The sequence below is a fragment of the Pseudonocardia sediminis genome, assembly GCF_004217185.1.
GTDB lineage: Bacteria > Actinomycetota > Actinomycetes > Mycobacteriales > Pseudonocardiaceae > Pseudonocardia > Pseudonocardia sediminis.
This window is the reverse complement of the sequence record NZ_SHKL01000001.1, coordinates 1,234,412-1,252,899: the sequence shown is the minus strand read 5'-3', so window position 1 is coordinate 1,252,899 and position 18,488 is coordinate 1,234,412. Positions and strand designations below refer to the sequence as shown.

Below are 18,488 nucleotides of genomic sequence, written 5' to 3'. Positions count from 1 at the left end.
GGCCGGGCGCGACACCCCCCTCCGTCGCGTCCGGCCGGTTCTTCCCGTCAGCCGGAGGTCCGGGCCTCTCCGGCCTCCACCGCGTTCAGGTGCCCGAGGTCGGTGAGCCAGCCGCGCAGCACCCGGTGCAGCGCCTCCGCCCCGACGATCTCCGTCTCGGGCCCGGACCAGCCGGCCGGGTACAGCACGAACGCGTCGTTCTGCGGGCCACCGAGCCCGCCGTGCGACCCGACGTGCGGCTCGAACGGTGACGCGTCCTCCCGCACGGGGTCGTAGCGGCTGTTGACCATCAGGTCGGCGCAGTGCGTGAAGCCGTCCATCCGTGCGACGAGGGCGGCCGCGTGCGGGCCGTAGGGCTCCAGCGGGTCCTCACCGGTGACGACGCCGTCGGACAGGCGGTGGGTGCCGTCGCGGCCGAGCACCATCGGACCGTCGTGCTCGCCGCGGACCAGCAGGAACCCGACGCCCGGGTGGTCGACGAGGCCGGGCAGCAGGTCGGGGTAACGGCGCTCGACCCGCTCCAGCGACGCCCGTCCCTCGACGGCGGTGAACGAGACCAGCGCGGTGTGCCCGGAGGCGAGGACGAGGACGTCGGGGGCCGCCCGGCTCGCCGGGCGCTCCGGCGCGGTGCGGGCGGCGACACGGTCGGCGTGGGTCCGCCGGGCCGTCAACAACCGGGCGACGGGTCCGACCCCGCTGCCCGCCTCGGCCAGCGTCGCACCCAGCTGCCAGCCGTCGGCACTGCGCGGGGCGCGGACCGGCTCCGGCGGCTCCTCACCGGCCGGGTCGTCCCCCGGCTCGCCGCACAGCCGCCCGACGAGGTGCTCGACCGACTCGCCGAACCGGTCGGTGAACGCCTGGCCCTGAGTCTGGCCGTGGTCGGAGAGCACCACCAGCTCGTACGGTCGCGGCGCCAGCTCGGCGGCGCGCGCCAGCCGTCCGATCTGCTGGTCGATCGTGCGCAGGACGTGCAGCGCGTCGGCCCGCTCGATACCCGAGTGGTGCGCGACCTCGTCGTAGCCGACGAAGTCGGCGTAGGCCACCGGACGCCCGGCGAGCATGTCCTCGATCAGGGCGGAGACGAGCACGTCGCGGGCGACGACGGTCGTCCCGGCGCGGGCCAGCGGGTAGAGCCCACCCCGGCGGATCCGGGGCCGGACGTCCGCGCGGCGCTGGCGCGCGGCGTCGACGAGCTCGCGCACCACGTCGGCCAGCGCGGCGACGAACGTCCGCACGGCGTTCACCGGGTTGGCGAAGTAGGCGTAGTAGCCGGCGCCGATCCGGTCGCGGCGGACCCGTCCGCCGCGGGCGCGGGTCAGGAGCGGCACCGCGCTCAGCGTCAGGCTGACGTGCGCGGCGTCGCCGGTGAACAGGTTGCCGCGTCCGGCGCCGTCCTGGCTCAGGAGGCCGTGCCCGTCGGAGTGGCGGCGCTCGATCTCGGCCGCGTCGCCCGGCGAGGAGCAGGTGACGACCCGGCGCCGGTCCTTCTCGTACCAGCGGAAGCCGACCACGTCGTCGTTGTCGCCGTGCAGGATGCCGCACTGGCTGGCCCCGGTCTGCGCGCTCCAGTCGGTGTGCCAGCCGGCGAGGTGGTGGCTGCCGTCGGCGAGCCAACGCGCCAGCGTCGGCATGGTGCCGTCGCGGACCGCGCGCCGCAGCGTCGGCAGGCCCAGGCCGTCGACCTGCAGGAACAGCACACCGGGCGACGGCGAGGCGCCGCCGGCGACGTGGCGGCGGGCCCGGCGCCCGGTACGGCGGAAGAAGATCTCGTCGGTGTCGATCGCGAGCAGGGCGCTGACCAGCACCGTGGCCACCGCGGTCCCGAGGACGACCGCGAGGGCCTCCACCGGCCCGGCCAGCGTCACCCCGGGCACCACCGAGAACACCGCGACGACGGCCACCGCGAGCAGCACCAGACCGCCGAGGCCGAACGTGTAGACCGCGACCGGGAGCGCCACCCGCATCACCAGTGGCCAGACGACGGCGGCCAGCAGCCCCAGCAGCAGCGCGCACACCGGGGCGAGCCACCAGTGCTCCATCGCGAAGCCGGACAGGGCGTCGTCGAGCACCCAGAGCGTGACCGTGGCGGTCAGCCAGACCAGCAGGACACGCGCCAGCGACCGTCCGCCGCGCACCAGCCGCCCGGGCTCCGGCTGCCTCCCCCGGTCCGGAGTCGGCGTCACGAACGCTCCGGGGCACCCGCGGCCGCCGCGGGCTCGGTGGAGCGCCGGGACCGCCATCGCCCGATCAGGGCCGACACCCCGCCGACGACCAGGACCAGCACCGTCGCGACGAGCGCGGCCACCACCGGTGAGTCGAAGAGCCCGCCGGTCGCCACCCCGAGCACGCCGTAGAGCAGCGCCCACAGCACCGCACCGACGGCGGTGGCCGGCACCAGCCGTCGCCACGTCAGGCCCATCGCCGCGGCCGCGACCAGCACCGGGATCCGCCCGGCCGGCACGATCCGCCCGACCATCACGACCAGCCATCCGCGCTCGGCGAACGTGCCGCGCATCCTCTCCAGCCTCTCCGGGGTCTGCCCGCGGGTCAGCCAGCCGACCACGGTCTCGCTCCCGGCCCGGGCGACGCCGAACGTCACCAGGTCCCCGGCCAGCGCGGCGACCGCGGAGATGAGCAGCACCAGCGGCAGCGACAGCGCCGGCGACGTCATCGCGACCGCGGCCGCCGCGCCGACGACGGCACCGGTGGGCACGACCGGGACGATCGAGCCGAGCAGCACCCCGCCCGCGACGGCGAGGTAGGCGGCCTGCCCGGCCTCGGGCGTCAGCTCGGCGTCGAGCCAGGTGAACACGCTCATCGCGCACGCTCCGGGGAGACAGTCTCCCCCGGCGGGACGACCAGGACGGCGGTCGGGTGCCCGGCGGCCGCCACGGCGGCGGCGAACTCGTAGGGCGGCGCGACGAGCAGGCGCCGCATCTTCGACCCGACCGGCCCGGGCATCCCCGGCAGGCCGGTGACGGCGAGGGTCCCCCAGTGCACCGGCACCGCGACCCTGGCCCCCAGCCGGGCGACGGCGTCGGCGGCACCGGCCGGGTCCAGGTGGCCGGGGCCCAGGTTCGGGCCCCAGCCCCACACCGGGAGCGCGGCGACGTCGATCCGGCCCATCGCAGCGATGTCGTCCATGCCGTCGAACAGGCCGGTGTCGCCGGAGAGGTACACGCGCAGGCCGTCGGCCTCGAGCAGGTGCCCCATCGCCGACGACTGCGGCCCGGTGGTCAGTCGCGGTCCCCACCGGTGCCCGCTGTGGTCGGCCGGGACGCCGGTGACGCGCAGGCCTCCGAAGTCGCGCTGCTCCCCGACGCCGAGCTCCTCGATTCGCGGCAGGCCCTTGCCGCGCAGCCACGCCCCCGCCCCGCGCGGGACGACGACCCGGGTGTCGCGGGGCAGCATCCGCAGCGAGCCGAGGTGCAGGTGGTCGGCGTGCAGGTGCGAGATCAGGACGAGATCGACGTCGCGGACGTCCTCGGCCGCCACACCGGGCACGACCCGACGCAACGGGCCGATCCGCGGCGTCAGCACGGGATCGGTCAGCACGACCCGCCCGCCCATCCGCAGCCGCACGGTGCTGTGGCCGAGGAAGCGCATATCGGGCAGGTCCACCCCGGAAGTATCACCCGCAGGGCCGCTCCCGTGCCGCCGGCGTTCCCTCTCGTGTCGGCTCCGTCGTGTCGGGGCCGGCCCGAGCTTCTCTCAGCTCAGCCCGAGCACCCGGTCGACCGCGATCTCCAGGACGACGCGGTGCGGGTTCTCCTTCGGGACCCGGTAGCGGCGGGCGTAGCGCTCCTCCGCGTCCCGGACGACGTCGGGCTCGGCGCGCACGACGGCGCGGCCCTCGAGCGTGGACCACCGCCCGCCCTCGACCTGCGACACGGCGACCCGCAGCCCCTTCTCGCCGGCCGCGGACACGTTGCGGGCCTTCTGCGACAGGTCCCGGCAGATCACCCGCGCGATCTCCTGCTCCACGTCCACGGTCGCACCGACCGGGACCACGTGCGGCGTGCCGTCCCGGCGCAGGGTCACCAGCGTGCACAGGTGCCGTTCGGTCCAGAACTGCCGCCACTCGTCGGACACACCGTCGGAGAGCCGTCTCGTCGTCATGCCCGCATCCTCTCCGGCCCGTCGATCATCGGTCGCGGCGGGCGCGACCACGCTCCGCGACTCCACCCGCCCGAGCGATTCCCTCTCGGGTGACATCCGCGCCGATCATGACGGCCCCGTTCTAACTTTCCGCAGTCACTTCGGCCTCATCGGTCACCTTCGTCACTCCAGGGAGCATTCTCATGGCCTCTCGCACGGTCGCCCGCCTCACCGGAACCACCGCCACCGTTCTCGTCACCGCGGCGATGGCGGCCATCCCCCTGGCCGGGATCGCGAACGCGGCGCCGTCGGCGGACGACCAGAACTGCAAGGACTTCTCCAACCAGCAGGAGGCTCAGCAGCACTACAACGCCGACCCGAGCGACCCCGACGGGCTCGACGACGACAACGATCGCGAGGCCTGCGAGAACTACGACTACGCCTCGAACGGCGGCGGCCAGGGACAGGTACCCGCCGCTCCGAACGAGTCCGGCTCCGACGACCAGGACTCCGGCGGCCAGGACAGCGGTGAGGACCGGAGCGACCCGGGCTCCACAGCCCCGGACACGACGGACGACGGCTCCTCGTCCGGCTCGACCGGACAGGTGGGTACGACACCGGTCGGCAGCGTCGACGCCGGCGACGGGAGCGCGGTCGCGGCCGGGCCCGCCGGGCAGTCCGACGACCCGGTGATCTTCATTCTCGGCGGCTTCGGCGCCCTCGCCGCGACCGGCGCGGCCGCGGCCGTGTGGAACACCCGCCGTTCCGGCACCTCCCGCCGGTGACCACCGGGACCGGGCCCGTGCCCGTGCCGGCGCCGGCCCCGGACGGGTGTCCCGGAGGGTCCCCTCGATCCTCGGGACGCCCCGGGGGTTCCCCTCGGGGCGGGCGGCGACTGGGCAGGACGCGCCGGCACACCCGCGTGGTGGGACGGGCGTGGTGTGCGCTGGTCGCGGTCTCGGTGCTGCTGGTGGTCCCGGCCGTGCTCCCGCCGGAAGCGCTCGGCGGCACCGTCGGACCGGTCCCCACCGCGACCGCCCGCCCGGCGGCGGCGCCGATGGCGGCGTCGGCCCCGGTGCGGGTCCGGTCCGCCGCGATCGGCCTGGACAGCGCGATGATCCCGCTCGGGCTCGACCCGGCCGGCGCGCTCGAGGTCCCGCCCGACGGCGACGCGACCGGCTGGTACACCGGCGGTCCCGCACCCGGAGAGCTCGGCCCGGCCGTCCTGGCGGCGCACGTCGACTGGGACCACCGTCTCGGCCCGTTCGCGCACCTGCGCGCACTGGCCCCCGGCGACCTGGTCGAGGTCGACCGCGCAGACGGCAGTCGAGCGACGTTCGAGGTGCAGGCCGTGCGCCGGTACGCCAAGGACCGGTTCCCGACCGACGTCGTCTACGGCGACCTGCCGCGCGCCGGCCTGCGTCTGGTCACCTGCGGGGGCGCGTTCGACCGCGGGGCGCGCAGCTACGACGACAACGTCGTCGCGTTCGCGGCACTCGTCGACACGTGAGCCCTGTCCTCGGTGCAATGAGCGTGACGTTCGTGGCGTCCGGCGCGACGAGAGTGCCGCTCGTCCGGCCCGGGCCTCAGTCCCCGCGGGTGTCGCGGCGGATCGGGTGCCCGGGCGGGATCTGGACGAACACGATCCGGGTCCCGTCCGGGTCGGCGACCCACATCTCGTGCAGGCCCCACGGCTCCTCGCGCGGCTCGCGCAGCACCGTCACGCCGGCGTCGACGAGCTCGCGGTGCGTCGCGTCGAGATCACGCACCTGCAGCCAGAGGCGGAGTCCCCCGGCGTCCGGGGCCACCTGGCCGTCGGGGGTGTCCGGGGCGCCGGAGGGCCGTCCGGAGACCTCCAGGAAGCCGTTGCCCAGGAAGAACACCGTCCCGCCGGGGAACTCACGGGAGATCGCCAGGCCGAGGGTGTCCCGGTAGAAGGCGAGACTCGCGTCCGGATCGGCCGGCCGCAGGATGGCGCGGCTGTTGAGGATCTCCACGTCGGCACACGCTAGTGGGCCCGCGCGACGACCCGGACGATCGCCACAGGCGTGAGATTGGTAGCAAAGCGAACTTTACGGTTGCCGCGCCCCTCTCCACGTGGTCACCTGATCGGGTTACCCCTTCTCCCCTTCCCGGACGGAGGTCGGCGTTGGCCGACGCGACGACCCGGACCAGGCCGCTCGTCGCGATCACCGTGCTGGCCTCGTGCGGCCTGCTGGTGTCCCTGGTCCAGACCATGGTGGTGCCGCTACTGCCGCAGTTCCCGCAGCTGATGTCGGTGAGCCCGTCGACGGCCTCCTGGCTGATCACCGCCAACCTGATCGCCGGTGCGGTGTCCGCACCGATGCTCGGGCGCCTCGGCGACATGTACGGCAAGCGGCGGATGCTGCTGGTCGCGCTCGGCATGGTCGGCGTCGGCTCGCTGCTCGGCGCGATCGCCCCGAACATCGCGGTGCTGCTGGCCGGACGTGTGCTGCAGGGTACGGCGTTCGGTGTGATCGCGCTCGGGATGAGCCTGATGCGCGACGTCCTGCCTCCCGACCGGGTGGGGAGCGGCGTCGGGCTGATGAGCTCGTCGCTCGGGTTCGGCGGCGCGATCGGGCTGCCGATCACCGGTGTCGTCGCCCAGTTCGCGAGCTGGCGCTGGCTCTTCGCCGGTGCGGCCGTGTTCGCGGTCGTGCAGATCCTGCTCGTGCGCAAGCTCGTCCCGGAGTCCTCGCTGCGTGGCGGCGGCCGGTTCGACATGGTGGGCGCGGTCGGGATCAGCATCGCGCTGGTCTGCCTCCTGCTCGGTATCTCCAAGGGCAACGAGTGGGGCTGGACCTCGCCGCTGGTCCTCGGGCTGTTCGTCGCGGCGCTCGTCGTCGGCCTCGCCTGGGGCCGCTACGAGCTGCGCGGCCGGAACCCGCTGATCGACCTGCGGGTCGCCGCACGACCGGCGGTGCTCTGGACGAACGTCGCGACGGTCATGATCGGCTTCGCCATGTTCACCGGCTTCGTGCTGGCGACCCAGATCCTGCAGGCCCCCGAGGCCACCGGCTACGGGTTCGGCCTGTCGCTGATCGTCGCCGGCCTGGTGCTACTGCCGATGGGCGGCTCGATGGTGGTGTTCTCGCAGGTCTCGGCCACGCTCTCGCGCCTGCGCGGCCCGCGGACGACGCTGGTGGTCGGCACACTCCTGCTCGGCACCGGCAACCTCGCCTTCGCCACCCTGCCCGCGAACCTGGGCCTGCTCATCGCGGCCAGCACGACCACCGCCGTCGGCGCGGCCCTGTCCTACTCCGCCCTGCCGTTGCTGATCATGCGCGCGGTCCCGGAGAGCGAGACCGCGGCGGCGAACAGCCTCAACACCCTGATGCGCCAGCTCGGGACGTCGTCCTGCACCGCCGTCGCCACCGCGGTGACCACGGCCAGCGTGATGACCCTCGACGGCGGCGCCGTCCTGCCCTCGAGCTTCGCCTACACGACGGCCTTCGTCGCCGCAGGATGTGCGGGCCTGGTCGCGATGGTGATCGTCTTCCTCACCCCGGCGCCCCTCGCCTCCGACGCCCAGGAGCGCCCCGCCGACCTCGCCCCCGCCACCCGCTGACCCCACCCACCGCCCGGCCCCGGGGCACCGACCCAGCGAGCGGCACTCTCGTCGGAACCTTTGCGACGAGAGCGCCGCTCGTCCGCCCCGGTGCCGGACGGGCCCCGCGTACCGGTCACGCCTCACCCCGAGTCCCGGCCGAGCAGCACGCCGCCCGTGGGCGCCGGTTCCACGCGCAGCGCGGGACGCGGGCGGAGGCGGCACTGCGCATGGATCCGCTCCAGCTCCTCCCGGACGCCGGCGGGGTCCCTCCCGAGACGGTTCGGCGTCCCGTGCACGACGACGATCCCGTGCGCGGCCATCGCCGACCGGCGCGCCAGTGTGCGCTCGTAGTCCGCGGGCGAGAGGTGCCACTCGTAGGAGTCGATCTCCCAGGCCATCCCGACGTCGTCGAACCAGACGTCGGGCATCGCGACGAAGCGACCACCGGCGTCGAGCAGACGCGGGTTCCACAACGCGCCGCGCAGGACCGGGCTGGACAGCAGTACCTCTCGGGCCCGCGCCTCGGCGACCGAACGGACCCCGTCCCCGACCTCCCGCAGCACCGAGCGTGGGAGGGCCGAACCTCGGCCGCATCCCTGCTCCAGCTCGGCGACCAGCTCCGCCGGCGTGCACCGGCCTCGCTGCACCACCTCCGCGAGGGCAGCCCGCACGGCGTTGCGGTCGCGGCTGCGCCGTGACCAGTCCAGCACCGCGCGCACCACCGGCGCGCACGGCACCGGGCCGACCGCGGGTGGTAACCGGTCGGTCCGCTCCACGATCAGCAGTCCGTAACCCGTGCGACGCCGGTCCGGCGGTCCGAGCAGGTGGACCGGACCGCTCGGCTGCGGACACCGGCGCAGACCGGCCGCCCACAACGCGTCCAGCCCGGTGACCACGGACCCCGGCCCGCCCAGCAGCAACGACGCGGCCAGGCGGTCGGCCCGGGTCAGCGCCCCGTTGTGCAGGGCCACCACACCGGGTGCGACCGACTGCCAGGGTCCGCCCGGGCGACACCGGTACGCGATCGTCCCCCGGTTGAGCCCGAGCGACTCCAGATCGGCCACCCGCACGACCCGGCCGCCGCACAGACCGGGGATCGACTCGAGGGGAAGGCTGCAACGTCGACGAGGCATATTCCGAGCCTGAGCCCGATCGACTCCGGCGACGGACCGATCTCGAATCTGTGGACAGGCGATACAGGTTGTGGACAACGCGCCCGCCGGTAAGTGCTCGCGCCCTCCCCCGTCCAGCGAGCGGCACTCTCGTCAGAAAGTTGCACCGACCGTGCCGCTCGCTGAACCGTGGCGCGGGGTGCCCGCGGATCCCCGGATCACGGGGCCGGCCGGACCCCGGACGGAGTGCACGACGGACGGCACCCTCGTCGCAAAGGTTCCGACGACCGTGCCGGTCGCTGAACTTTCGGGGGCGCCGTGGCCGGGCACCCCTACCGACGAGCGGGACGCCCGTCGCAAAGGTTGCGACGAACGTGCCGGTCGCTGAACCTGCGGGGCTCGGAGCCCAGGGTCAGGTGCCGGCGTTGAGGGCCTCGGGGCCCATGGGGTCGTCGGGGTCGATGCGCAGGGCGGTCATGATCCGGGCGAGGCCGAGGTAGTGACCGGCGACGAGGGCCACCTCGACGATCTGTTGTTCGTCGAGGAGATCGGACAGCGTCGCGAAGTCGGAGTCGGAGACCTCTCCGTCGCGCACGAGGTCGGCGACGAATCGCAGGACCGCGCGCTGGGTCGGGTCGAACAGTGATTCTTCGACCACTCCCCGTTCCAGGGCGTCGATCTGTTCCCGGCTCACTCCGGTCGCGAGTGCGATCGGGACGTGCTGGACCCATTCGTAGCGCTGCGCCAACCGTCCTACTTGGAGGATCGTGAGCTCGCGCAGCGACGGCGCGAGGGCGAGGTCGTTGAGCAGCGCACCGCCCAGACGGAGCCAGGGTGTGAAGGCCGTGCGGGCCTGGGCCATCAGCCCGAAGACGTGTGCCTGCGGCAACCGGCCCAGCGCGGATGCGGTCTCCGGCGGAGCGTTCTCGGGGTCGACGTACTCGACGCGTGCCATGGTCCGACCGTAGAACCACACGACGTGCGCCGCCGAGCGGCGGAGCACTGATCATCCAGAGTGGACGGCCGCGGCCGTGTGACATGCAGGGACACCGGAAATCGAAGATAAACGCGCGAGTAGAACTCGTCGGTAATATGTGCGTACGCAACCAACGGGTAACCGTCACCGTTGACCGACAATGCGTGAGCGTGCACACTCCGGGGGCGGATCACATTCCGATCGAGGGCGTTCTGCGGATACCGTCATGGGCACCGCTCCGCTCGATCGCCCGGCCCGCCCACGCGTGAAGCCAGGTGATTTTCGCCCGGCAGACTCACGCCCAGGAGGCCGATGATGAAACCGTTCGTCGTCAACAGTCACGATCGACTCGTCTTTCCCGCCAATTTCTTCGCCGAGCTCGACTTCTCGGTCATCAATGATCTCGAACAGTTCACCGCAATCGTCGAGCGCGATTTCGAGGCGAAGGCACCGACCGGGACCGACATCCTCGCCCGGATCACCGACGGCGCCTACTCGAGCCGGTTCGAGCTGCTCCGCGACATCGGCCAGAACCTGTTCTGGGTCAACCGGTTCTCGATGACGATGTTCGAGAAGCGCCCCACCCGCTGGCGCGACCTGCCCCGGCACCGCAGCGACGTCTACCTCCCGGTGCTGACCCCGTGGGAGGACGGCGACAAGAAGGTCCGCGCCGTGCGCGAGGCGTTCGAGGCCCTCGACCCGACGTGGGACGACGCCACCGAGCGCAAGGTCTTCGACCTCCTCTTCGACGTGTTCGGCCACCGCCGCCACCACGCCACCGAGCTGCCCGCGGTCAAGCCGACCGTCGCCCAGTTCCTCGACACCCCCGGCGCTCTGACGTTCGTCGTCGGCGAGCACGACCCGGACTACCCGGTCTTCACCCAGACGCAGATCGTCGACGCCGCGGCCGACCGACCCGAGCTCGAGGCGCTGACCCGCTGGGCGATGGTGCTGCACAACCAGTACCCGTGGGACCGCGCCGGCACCGAGCTGCGCACCGCCGAGGAGATCGGCGACGACGACCACGTGATCGCCTTCCACCCGCGCAACCGGGACGTGTCGGCGTTCCTCGACCGCGTCTCCGGCGCGCGCCCGACGCGGCGCCGTCGCGCCGAGGCCCCGGCCGAGCCGGTCGAGCCGGTGCGCCCGCTGCCGCCGATCCGGGTCCCCGAGGCGTTCCGGGTGCAGCCGAGGATCGAGTCGCTGGCCGTCGTGCGTGGCGAGTACGTCTGCGACAACACCGACGTCGTGCGCAACTCCGCGTTCTCCTGGTCGCCGATGAGCGCCGCGGAGATCAGCAAGAAGACCGGCATCGACCGGCGCCGCTACACCGAGCTCGACATCGAGGACCTGGCCCTGGAGGCGGCGAAGGCCGCGCTCGCGCACTCCGGCCGGAGCACCGACGAGATCGGCGCCGTGCTCGTGGCCACCTGCACCAGCGAGCGCCTGATCCCGTCGTTGTCGACGTGGCTCTCGGGCCAGCTCGGCCTGCTGCAGACGCACTGCTCGGCCGACATCGTCGCCGCCTGCGCGGGCCTGCCGTACGGCCTGTCCGAGGCCGTGCGCCAGCTGCAGGAGGTGGACCGGCCGGTGCTGCTGGTCTGCGTGGAGAAGTTCTCGGACAAGATCGGCAGCGTCCGGACGTCGCGGATGATCTTCGGCGACGGAGCGGCGGCGATGGTCGTCGCACCGGCCCCGGACGGCGAGCCCGGCGACGTCGAGGTGCTGCAGACCTACGCCTCCGGCCCGGTCTCCCAGGTGAACTCGATCATCTGGCCGAACCCGGAGTTCGACAACGACATCACCGTCTACGGCCCCGAGGTCAAGGCCCTGGTCGCCCGCTACCTCGCACAGATGATCGGCGAGCTGGGCGAGCTCCCGGCACCGGCCGGCACCGACGGCGCCTCGCTGCTCGAGGCGATCGACCTGATCGTCCCGCACCAGGCCAACAAGACGATGATCCTGCAGCTCGCGGCCGATGCGGGCTTGTCCGCCGACCAGCTCTACTTCAACATCGAGGAGATGGGCAACGTCTCGGCCGCCTCGATCCCGATCGCGATGTTCGACGCGGTGCGCGACGGCGCGATCACCGGACCCACCCGGGTGTTCGCGCCCGGCTTCGGCGCGGGCGCCGTGGGCGGCTACGCCGTGCTGCGGGTCGACCCGTCGGTGATGGCCCCCGAGGTCACCCTCACCGCGCAGGACACCGCCGTCGCCTCCGCCCAGGCGGCGACCCCGACCGGCGCCACCACCACCGACGACGTCCGCATCGCGTTCGGCGACTGAGTCCCCGCGAGCAACGACCCCCTTCTTCGGAGCTGAGGAGCTATAAACACCGTCATGTTCTCGCGCATCGCCATCGTCAACCGCGGCGAGCCCGCCATGCGGCTCATCAACGCGGTCCGGGAGTGGAACGCCGAGAGGAGCGACGAGCCGCCGCTCCGCACCATCGCCCTGCACACGGCCGTCGACCGGCGGTCGATGTACGTCCGGGAGGCCGACGAGGCCGTCCTGATCGGACCGGACGACCCGGACGACATGGGCCCGAGCCCGTACCTCGACCACGCCGAGCTGGAGCGCGCGCTGCGTGCGAGCCGCGCCGACGCCGTCTGGCCCGGGTGGGGCTTCGTCTCGGAGAAGGCCGACTTCGCGCAGCTCTGCCACGACCTCGGGATCACGTTCGTGGGCCCGTCCGCCGAGGTCATGAACCAGCTCGGGGACAAGATCGCCGCCAAGCAGCTGGCCGAGTCGGTCGGCGTGCCGATGGCGGCGTGGTCCGGCGGCCCGGTCGCCGACGTCGAGGCCGCGCGCGAGGCGGGCGAGGCGATCGGCTACCCGCTGATGGTCAAGGCCACCGCGGGCGGGGGCGGGCGCGGCATCCGTTACGTCGCCGGCCCGGCCGACCTGGACGAGGCGTTCGAGCGCGCGTCCTCGGAGGCGGGCAAGACCGCCGGCGACGCGACCGTGTTCCTGGAGCGCGCCGTCTCCGGCGGGCGCCACGTGGAGGTCCAGGTCGTCGCGGACGCCACCGGTGACGTCTGGACACTCGGCGTCCGCGACTGCTCGGTGCAGCGCCGCAACCAGAAGGTGATCGAGGAGTCCGCGTCGACGGCGCTCGACGCCGAGCAGGAGGCGCTGCTGCGCCGTTCCGCGGCCGACATGGTGCGCAAGGCGGGCTACGTCAACGCCGGCACCGTCGAGTTCCTCTACGAGCCCACCGAAGGGCTGCTGTCCTTCCTCGAGGTCAACACCCGCCTGCAGGTCGAGCACCCGGTCACCGAGGCCTGCACCGGCGTCGACATCGTCAAGCTGCAGCTGCACGTGGCCGCCGGCGGCACGCTGGCCGAGGCCGGGGCGGGCGGGGAGGACGGCGGCGCACCGGCCGGCTCCGGGCACGCGATCGAGGCCCGCCTGACCGCCGAGGACCCGGAGCGCGAGTTCGCCCCGGCACCCGGGCGGATCGAGCACCTGGCGCTGCCCAGCGGACCCGGCATCCGGGTCGACACCGGCGTCGCCGCGGGCGACGTCATCCCGCCGCAGTTCGACTCGATGATCGCCAAGGTGATCGCCTGGGGCCGTGACCGGTCCGAGGCCCGCGCCCGGCTCGCCCGCGCGCTGCGCCAGACCGCCACCGTGATCGACGGCGGCAGCACCAACAAGGCGTTCCTGCTCGACCTGCTCGACCGCCCCGAGTTCGTCTCCGGCGAGCTCGAGACCACCTGGCTCGACGGCATGATGGCCGCCGGCTACACCCCGCCGCGGCGCCTGGACGTCGCGCTGCTGGCCACCGCCGTCCAGTCGCACGACGGGCACGTGGCGCGCCAGCAGGAGCGGCTGTTCACCTCCGCCGAGCGCGGGCGTCCCGAGGTCGGCTACGAGACCTGGCACCAGACCGACGTCACCGCGGCGGGCCAGTCCTACCGGCTGCGCGTCGCGCGCACCCGCAACAACCGCTACCGCGTCGAGCTCGACGGGCGCACCGTCGACGTCGACGTCGAGCGCTCCGGCCGCTTCGAGCGCCGGCTCACCGTCGGCGGCACCACCTACGCGGTGCTCTCGGTCGCGCAGGACTCCGACTTCATCGTCGAGGTCGACGGCGCGGTGCACCGGATCTCCGGCGGCGAGGCCGGCATCGTCCGCGCCCCGGCACCGGCGATGGTCGTGGCCATCCCGGTCTCGGCCGGTGACACCGTCTCCGAGGGCGACGTCGTCGCCGTCGTGGAGTCGATGAAGCTGGAGACGAGCCTGCGGGCGCCGTTCGCCGGCACCGTCGCCGAGCTGCTCGTCCCGGCGAACACCCAAGTCGAGGGCGGCACGAAGCTGATCCGCCTGGAGCCGGCCGAGGACGCCGACGCCCCGGCCGCCGCGGAGACCGAGCGCTCTGACCTGAGCGCGTTCGGATCCGACGACGAGGGCTCGCCGGCCGACGCGGCCGCGGACGCCCTGAGCGCGCTGCGCTCGCAGGTGCTCGGCTTCGACGTCGACGAGAGCCAGGCCCGCCCGCTGCTGGCCCGTCTGCGGACCGCGCGCGAGGACCTCGCCGAGGACGACCCGGCCGTGCTGGCCGGTGAGATGTCGGTCCTGCGGATCTTCGCCGACCTGTGCGCGCTGTCGCGCAACCGCAGCGAGACCGACGACGAGACCGGCGAGACCGACCGCAACCCGCAGGAGTACCTCTACGCCTACCTGCGCTCGCGCGACGTCGACGCCGACGGGCTGCCGGAGTCGTTCCAGGCCAAGCTGCGCCGGGCGATGGGGCACTACGGGATCTCGGACGTGACGTCCGACCCGGAGCTCGGCCCGGCCCTGTACCGGATGTTCCTGGCCCACCGCCGCGCGTCGCAGCAGGCGCCGGTCGTGCTGGACCTGCTGAACTGGCGTCTGCGCCACCCGCGGTCGCTGACCGGGCTGCCGGACGCGACCCGCGACGAGTACCTGCGGACCCTCGACGAGCTCGTCGTGGCCACGCAGCTGCGGCACCCGGTCGTCGGCGACACCGCCCGGCAGGTCCGCTACCGCGCGTTCGACGCGCCGGTCGTGGCGGCCGCGCGCCAGGAGGTCCTGGCCCAGGTCCGCGCCACCCTGGACACGCTGACCGAGAACCCGGACTCCGCCGACCGCCCCGCCCTGATCGAGCGCCTGGTCGCCAGCTCCGAGCCGATTCTGGGCGTGTTCGGCGACCGGCACAACGCCGCGCTGCTGGAGGTCATGACCCGGCGCTACTACCGGGTCCGGCCGCTGCAGGGCATCGAGCTCACCGAGCACGCCGGCCGTCCGCTGCTGCAGGCCCGCTACCAGCACCTGGGCAACGACCGCACGCTGTTCGCCTCGGTGATCGACAACAACGACCCCGAGGGCGCGATGGCCACCGCGGCCGAGCTGCGCCGCCTGGTCGGCGAGCTGGGCGAGGGCCGCACGGCCCTGGTGGACCTCTACGTCACCTCCACCCACGCCGACGACGGCGGCGACAGCGACGCCCGCGCCGAGCGGGTCCGCGCCGCGCTGGGCCGGGTGCCGGGCAGCGCGCTGCACCGGGTCGCGGTCGCGGTGCGACCCAACCCGCGCGAGACCGTCGACGACGCGGCCGCCGAGGGCCCGACGTGGTTCACCTTCCGTCCGAACCAGGACGGCGAGCTGGTCGAGGACCGCACGCTGCGGGGGATGCACCCGCTGGTGGCCGACCGGCTGCGGCTGTGGCGCTTCTCGGAGTTCGACCTGACGCGCCTGCCCGCGGCAATGGACGTGCACCTGTTCCGGGCGACCGGCAAGAGCGTCACCGCCGACGACCGGCTCGTCGCGATGGCCGACGTCCGCGAGCTCACCGTGCTGCGCGACGAGGACGGCTCGATCCGGTCGCTGCCGCAGCTCGAGCGCGCCCTGGACGCATGCATGGACAGCCTGCGTGCGGCGCGCTCCTCGGACCGGGCGCTGTCGCGGCTGTCCTGGAACCGGATCCAGCTCTACGTCTGGCCGTCGGTGGACGTGCCGCTGAACGAGCTCGACTCGGTCGTCGGGCGCCTGGCGCCGCGGACGGCGGGGCTGGGCCTGGAGCAGGCGCTGGTCGAGTTCCGCGCGGCGGACCCCGCCGCCCTGGACGGCTCGAACGAGACGCGGCCGCTGGTGCTGCGGATGTCGCGGCCGGCCGGGTCCGGGCTCAGCGTGCGGCTCACCGAGCCGCCGACCGAGCCGATGCGCGAGCTCGACGCCTACGACCAGAAGGTGCTCAAGGCCCGTCGCCGCGGCGCGGTGTACCCCTACGAGCTGGTCCCGCTGCTCACGGCGCCGATCGACGCCGGCGAGGGCACGTTCACCGAGTACGACCTCGACGACGCCGGCGCGCCGGTCCCCGTCGACCGGCCCTACGGCAACAACGCGGCGAACTTCGTCCTCGGCACCGTCACGGTCCCGACGCAGCGCTACCCCGACGGCATGACCCGCGTCGTGCTGCTCGGTGACCCGACCCGGGCGCTCGGTGCGATCGCCGAGCCCGAGTGCCGCCGGGTGATGGCCGCGCTGGAGCTGGCGCGCCGCCTGGACGCGCCGATCGAGTGGTTCGCCGTCTCGGCCGGGGCCAAGATCGCGATGGACTCCGGCACCGAGAACATGGACTGGATCTCCCGGGTGCTGCGCGGGATCATCGAGTTCACCCAGGACGGCGGGGAGCTCAACGTCGTCGTCACCGGCATCAACGTGGGCGCCCAGCCGTACTGGAACGCCGAGGCCACGATGCTGATGCACACCCGCGGCATCCTGGTGATGACCCCGGACTCGACGATGGTGCTCACCGGCAAGCAGTCCCTGGACTACTCCGGCGGCGTCTCGGCCGAGGACAACTTCGGCATCGGCGGCTACGACCGGATCATGGGGCCGAACGGCCAGGCGCAGTACTGGGCGCCGGACCTGGGCGGCGCGGTGAACGTGCTGCTGAGCCACTACGCCCACACCTGGACCGCGCCCGGCGAGCGGTTCCCGCGCCCGGCACCGACGAGCGACCCGGTCGATCGCGACATCTCGCCGTCGCCGCACTCCGGGCCGAACTGCGAGTTCACCACCCTCGGCGAGATCTTCGCGGCGGAGACGAACGGCGAGCGCAAGAAGCCGTTCGACATCCGTTCGGTGATGCGCGGCGTCGCCGACTCCGACCACCCGACCACCGAGCGCTGGGCCGACATGCACGACGCCGACTCCGTCGTCGCGCTCGACGCCCACCTGGGCGGGCAGCCGATCGCGATGATCGGCATCGAGTCCCGCCCGATCCCGCGACGCGGGACGCTGCCGGTGGACGGGCCCGCCCAGTTCACCGCGGGCACGCTGTTCCCGCGCTCGTCGCGCAAGTGCGCCCGGGCGATCAACGCGGCCAGCGGCAACCGGCCCCTGGTGGTGCTGGCGAACCTGTCCGGGTTCGACGGCTCCCCGGAGTCGCTGCGCGGACTGCAGCTGGAGTACGGCGCGGAGATCGGACGGGCGATCGTCAACTTCGACGGCCCGATCGTGTTCTGCGTGGTCTCGCGCTACCACGGCGGCGCGTTCGTGGTGTTCTCCGGGACGCTCAACGACAACATGGAGATCGCCGCCGTCACCGGCTCGTACGCCTCGGTGCTCGGTGGCGCGCCCGCCGCGGCCGTCGTGTTCGCCGGCGAGGTGAACGACCGCACCGCCAAGGACCCCCGGGTCACCGACCTGGAGGCCCGCATCGCCGAGGCGACCGACGCCGGGCGCGAGCCCGACGCGGCCTCCCTGCGCGGTGAGCTGGCCACCCTCCGGCCGGACGTCCGGTCGGAGAAGCTCGGCCAGGTCGCCGACGAGTTCGACACGAAGCACTCCATCGAGCGGGCCCAGCAGGTCGGCTCCGTGGACCGGATCGTCACCCCCGAACAGCTGCGGCCCTACCTGGCCGACGCCGTTCAGCGGGGCATGCACCGCACTCTCGACACGATCGGAGATCGTTCATGACCGCCATTACCGACACCCACCCCGACCAGAAGGTCGCCATCGTCACCGGTGGCGCCCGCGGGATCGGCGCCGCCATCACCACGGAGCTGGCCCGGGCCGGGGTGCACGTGGCGGCCGGCTACAGCTCGAACTCCAAGGCCGCCGAGGAGCTGGCCGGCAAGCTGGGCGCCGAGGGCGCCTCGGTGTCGGTACACCAGGGCAACGTCGGCGAGCCCGACGACTGCAACCGGGTGGTCTCCGAGGTGCTCGAGCAGAAGGGCCGCGTCGACTACCTGATCAACAACGCCGGCATCACGGTCGACAAGACGGTGCGCAAGCTGACCGTCGAGGACTGGCACGCGGTGCTGCGGATCAACCTCTCCGGCGCGTTCTACATGACCAAGGCCGTGCTGGACCACATGACCGGCAACGGGTTCGGCCGGATCGTCAACATCAGCTCGGTGATCGGGCAGACCGGGTCGGTCGGGCAGGCGAACTACGCCTCGTCCAAGGCCGGTCTGATCGGCTTCTCGAAGAGCCTGGCGCAGGAGGTGGCGTCCAAGGGCGTCACCGTCAACTGCGTGGCGCCCGGCTACATCGAGACCGAGATGGTCGCGGCGGTGCCGGAGAAGGTGCTGAACAAGCTCCTGGCCAACGTCCCGATGGGCCGCCTCGGCCAGGCCAGCGAGATCGCCCGCACGGTGGCGTTCCTGGTCGACGACAACGCCGGCTACATCACCGGCTCGGTCATCTCCGTCAACGGTGGCCTCGACATGTGATCGGGCTCCGCCCCGACGAC

The 18,488-nt window shown here is 73.2% G+C and carries 13 protein-coding genes; 6 read left to right on the top strand and 7 right to left on the bottom strand.

Annotated elements, in window-relative coordinates:
- Positions 1-47: 47 nt before the first annotated feature.
- The 4 genes from EV383_RS06095 to EV383_RS06080 form a co-directional block, all read right to left on the bottom strand.
- Entirely contained in the window at positions 48-2,183 is a 2,136-nt protein-coding gene (locus EV383_RS06095) for a phage holin family protein (protein WP_242622923.1), read from the bottom strand.
- On the bottom strand, positions 2,180-2,818 hold the full coding sequence (locus EV383_RS06090) for a DedA family protein (protein ID WP_130288993.1): 639 nt from the start codon (positions 2,816-2,818) through the stop codon (positions 2,180-2,182). Before EV383_RS06090 ends, EV383_RS06095 begins: the two co-directional genes overlap by 4 nt.
- Positions 2,815-3,621: an MBL fold metallo-hydrolase gene (locus tag EV383_RS06085; RefSeq protein WP_423213633.1), complete on the bottom strand. Its 807-nt coding sequence runs from the start codon at positions 3,619-3,621 to the stop codon at positions 2,815-2,817. The genes EV383_RS06090 and EV383_RS06085 overlap by 4 nt, the downstream gene beginning before the upstream one ends.
- A gap of 90 nt (positions 3,622-3,711) precedes the next feature.
- Positions 3,712-4,119: a TIGR03618 family F420-dependent PPOX class oxidoreductase gene (locus EV383_RS06080; RefSeq protein WP_130288992.1), complete on the bottom strand. Its 408-nt coding sequence runs from the start codon at positions 4,117-4,119 to the stop codon at positions 3,712-3,714.
- 182 nt (positions 4,120-4,301) lie between these two features.
- Here EV383_RS06080 and EV383_RS06075 point away from each other — a divergent pair, with 182 nt between their 5' ends.
- Together EV383_RS06075 and EV383_RS06070 are read left to right on the top strand one after the other, a co-directional pair.
- Entirely contained in the window at positions 4,302-4,883 is a 582-nt protein-coding gene (locus EV383_RS06075) for a calcium-binding protein (protein WP_130288991.1), read from the top strand.
- A gap of 140 nt (positions 4,884-5,023) precedes the next feature.
- On the top strand, positions 5,024-5,608 hold the full coding sequence (locus EV383_RS06070) for a class F sortase (protein ID WP_242622922.1): 585 nt from the start codon (positions 5,024-5,026) through the stop codon (positions 5,606-5,608).
- A gap of 76 nt (positions 5,609-5,684) precedes the next feature.
- Here EV383_RS06070 and EV383_RS06065 read toward each other — a convergent pair whose 3' ends face one another.
- Positions 5,685-6,095, bottom strand: a complete 411-nt coding sequence (locus tag EV383_RS06065; protein ID WP_130288990.1) for a VOC family protein — start codon at positions 6,093-6,095, stop codon at positions 5,685-5,687.
- Positions 6,096-6,247: 152 nt separating this feature from the next.
- Here EV383_RS06065 and EV383_RS06060 point away from each other — a divergent pair, with 152 nt between their 5' ends.
- Positions 6,248-7,687, top strand: coding sequence for an MFS transporter (locus EV383_RS06060; protein ID WP_130288989.1), 1,440 nt, complete (start codon positions 6,248-6,250; stop codon positions 7,685-7,687).
- A gap of 122 nt (positions 7,688-7,809) precedes the next feature.
- Here EV383_RS06060 and EV383_RS06055 read toward each other — a convergent pair whose 3' ends face one another.
- Both EV383_RS06055 and EV383_RS06050 read right to left on the bottom strand, forming a co-directional pair.
- Positions 7,810-8,802, bottom strand: a complete 993-nt coding sequence (locus EV383_RS06055) for a hypothetical protein (protein ID WP_130288988.1) — start codon at positions 8,800-8,802, stop codon at positions 7,810-7,812.
- Between the two features lie 391 nt (positions 8,803-9,193).
- Positions 9,194-9,736 (bottom strand): carboxymuconolactone decarboxylase family protein, encoded by a 543-nt coding sequence (locus tag EV383_RS06050; protein WP_130288987.1) that lies wholly within the window; start codon positions 9,734-9,736, stop codon positions 9,194-9,196.
- A gap of 336 nt (positions 9,737-10,072) precedes the next feature.
- Between EV383_RS06050 and EV383_RS06045 the strand changes: the two genes are divergently transcribed.
- The 3 genes from EV383_RS06045 to EV383_RS06035 are packed head-to-tail and all read left to right on the top strand — an operon-like array spanning position 10,073 to position 18,468.
- Positions 10,073-12,043 carry a 3-oxoacyl-ACP synthase III family protein gene (locus EV383_RS06045; RefSeq protein WP_130293974.1) on the top strand — a complete coding sequence of 657 codons (1,971 nt, stop codon included), beginning with the start codon at positions 10,073-10,075 and terminating at the stop codon, positions 12,041-12,043.
- A 54-nt stretch (positions 12,044-12,097) separates the two neighbouring features.
- Positions 12,098-17,710: an ATP-binding protein gene (locus EV383_RS06040; RefSeq protein ID WP_130288986.1), complete on the top strand. Its 5,613-nt coding sequence runs from the start codon at positions 12,098-12,100 to the stop codon at positions 17,708-17,710.
- Entirely contained in the window at positions 17,707-18,468 is a 762-nt protein-coding gene (locus EV383_RS06035; RefSeq protein ID WP_130288985.1) for a 3-oxoacyl-ACP reductase family protein, read from the top strand. Before EV383_RS06040 ends, EV383_RS06035 begins: the two co-directional genes overlap by 4 nt.
- The last annotated feature ends 20 nt before the right edge of the window (positions 18,469-18,488 follow it).

Coding starts and splice junctions, on each gene's coding strand:
- EV383_RS06090 (WP_130288993.1), bottom strand. CDS start 2,818: ATGAGCGTGTTCACCTGGCTCGACGCCGAGCTGACGCCCGAGGCCGGG.
- EV383_RS06080 (WP_130288992.1), bottom strand. CDS start 4,119: ATGACGACGAGACGGCTCTCCGACGGTGTGTCCGACGAGTGGCGGCAG.
- EV383_RS06075 (WP_130288991.1), top strand. CDS start 4,302: ATGGCCTCTCGCACGGTCGCCCGCCTCACCGGAACCACCGCCACCGTT.
- EV383_RS06055 (WP_130288988.1), bottom strand. CDS start 8,802: ATGCCTCGTCGACGTTGCAGCCTTCCCCTCGAGTCGATCCCCGGTCTG.
- EV383_RS06050 (WP_130288987.1), bottom strand. CDS start 9,736: ATGGCACGCGTCGAGTACGTCGACCCCGAGAACGCTCCGCCGGAGACC.
- EV383_RS06045 (WP_130293974.1), top strand. CDS start 10,073: ATGAAACCGTTCGTCGTCAACAGTCACGATCGACTCGTCTTTCCCGCC.
- EV383_RS06040 (WP_130288986.1), top strand. CDS start 12,098: ATGTTCTCGCGCATCGCCATCGTCAACCGCGGCGAGCCCGCCATGCGG.
- EV383_RS06035 (WP_130288985.1), top strand. CDS start 17,707: ATGACCGCCATTACCGACACCCACCCCGACCAGAAGGTCGCCATCGTC.